General features: G+C 37.9%; 2 protein-coding genes. One reads left to right on the top strand and one right to left on the bottom strand.

All coding sequences use genetic code 11. The annotated features are described in order from the left end of the window. Positions 1-31 precede the first annotated feature (31 nt). A complete protein-coding gene (locus tag GVJ38_RS14025) occupies positions 32-1,009 on the top strand; it encodes a replication initiation factor domain-containing protein (RefSeq protein ID WP_159723812.1) in 978 nt (325 codons plus the stop codon). Between the two features lie 231 nt (positions 1,010-1,240). Here GVJ38_RS14025 and GVJ38_RS14020 read toward each other — a convergent pair whose 3' ends face one another. Next, complete coding sequence (locus GVJ38_RS14020; protein WP_159723811.1) at positions 1,241-1,489, bottom strand: helix-turn-helix domain-containing protein; 249 nt, start codon at positions 1,487-1,489, stop codon at positions 1,241-1,243. Between the last annotated feature and the right edge of the window lie 620 nt (positions 1,490-2,109).

Genomic DNA, 2,109 nt, shown 5'->3' with positions numbered 1-2,109 from the left:
ATCTCTTTTTCTGTTTAAGGAGGAACTAAATTTGAGTAAAAATGGCACGATCGTGAATGAGTGGGAAAAATTAACAGCCCTCTCTAACAGGCGGTTAAGTGTGCAAACTTTGACCACCCCCCTAAAAATGCAGTGGTCAATCGACCGAATTACGATTGTTGGAAAACTGAAGGAAAATATTTATTATCACACCCGAAATGATGTGGTGACGGTCGATTTTGAGCGATTGATGCGGTTGAACGAAGACAAAGCTTATTTAAAGGCAGTGAGCAATAACGGTTGGCAGTTGTTGGACCAATACGGAGAAAACATTGCCTATATTGAAATTTTGAAATGGCAAGAGGGAAAAGGGCGAATTGACTTTAACCCTAATAAGATTAACCAATTTTTAGCCAGCTCGATGAAAAATTTTATCCACGATTTATTTTTGGAACCTCATTTTTCACGTGCGGATATTGCTTGCGATATTGTCGATGTACCTGATGAATTTATTACACAATATCGGGTAGTTGATCCGGTTTCTTTTAAACCCATTTATGGGCGGTCTGGCAAATTGGAAACGGCTTATTGGGGAAGTCGCGCCAGCGAGCGACAAATACGGCTGTATAACAAAAAGTTAGAACAGGAAACCAAGCGTAAGATTGTGCCGCCGGAAGTAAAAACTTGGTGGCGTTTAGAATTGCAGTTACGGCGTGGGAAAGCGGCTGATTGGTATGCTATGGTTCATGAAAGTTTAGACAGTTTTGCTAGTCCTCATTTTTTACCGATTGATACAAAGCATACGGATAGGGTTATGATTGCGGGTTTGATTTCAGACCATTCTTTGTGGGCTGGATTATCTCGTCACACAAAATATAAATATCGTGAATTATTGAAGCAGGAAAGTCAAAATGATGAGTTAACGAATCATTTGCGTGAAACGTTTGCTGAATCGGCAGATGATTTAAAAAATGAGTTGGATACTTGGTTACAAGGATTTGACGTGACAGAATCAATAAATAACAAGTAATAAAGCATAAAATGTAATACATTGTATTACAATCTGTGTTTTTGAGTGTAATACAATGTATTACTTTGGTATTACAATGTATTACATTTTTTCGTGGTTTGTTTTTATACTGCGATTTTTGATGTAATACAATGTATTACTTTTTGCTATTTTGGGAGTTTAAGTAAATCTGAAGAAACGCCGACACTGTCGGCTTAACTGCTATAGCAGTTAACTGTTTCCCTTATGCTCTTACTCGAATTCCAGTTTTATTGTGAGATTGAGTAAGTCAAAGTAAGTTAGTAGTTCTTCAAGATTTGGAATATAACTGCCGAAGAGGATTTGATTTAGTTCTGAGACTGAAATATTTAGTTTTTGGGCCATATCTGATTTACTCAAATTGTTTTGCTGCCAAGTTGCTAACTGTGCGGTTAAGCTGATTTCTAATTGACGCTGAAGGCTTAAAGGACTAGAAGATCTCGCTTTTTTCCATTGTGTCATATTAATTCCCCATTTCGTTTTGTTGTATGTATCATTTAATGCGTGTATTAGCTGATTTAACAAGAGAAGTTAATAAATCGTGCAGTCAACGGTAAATCGAATTAGACGCTCTTAGAACGCCTGTGAGGGCTTCTTAGAGCGTCTTTGAGGCTTTAAGGAGTTGACGGCTATAAAATTTTACTCGGACGCTGTGGGTCTTCCCAAACCTACTGTTGGGGACGCCCCCGACTGGCGAAGTCGAAAAGTTTGGGGTTTGCCCTTTTCAAAGGGCAAGGTCTTGGAGTATGATTGGTTTAACAAATACATCAACTGAAAAAGAGTAAAAAAAATAGCCGAATGGTGTTGGAAGCACCAGTCGACCAATTACGGAAACTATCGCACTAGTTCCGTAACTCAAGTTCATTATACGAATTTTTTTAGGTTTCTTCAAGACTAGAGATTTTTGGTTATGAATTTTTTAGAGTTACGAGAACTCTGAAAATTCTTTCCAGAAATCTCTTTTTCTGTTTAAGGAGGAACTAAATTTGAGTAAAAATGGCACGATCGTGAATGAGTGGGAAAAATTAACAGCCCTCTCTAACAGGCGGTTAAGTGTGCAAACTTTGACCACCCCCCTAAAA

Origin of the sequence: Enterococcus sp. CSURQ0835, assembly GCF_902706605.1 — a bacterium.
Taxonomy (GTDB): Bacteria; Bacillota; Bacilli; order Lactobacillales; family Enterococcaceae; genus Enterococcus_A.
This window is presented reverse-complemented; position numbering and strand designations above follow the sequence as displayed.

Coding starts and splice junctions, on each gene's coding strand:
- GVJ38_RS14020 (WP_159723811.1), bottom strand. CDS start 1,489: ATGACACAATGGAAAAAAGCGAGATCTTCTAGTCCTTTAAGCCTTCAG.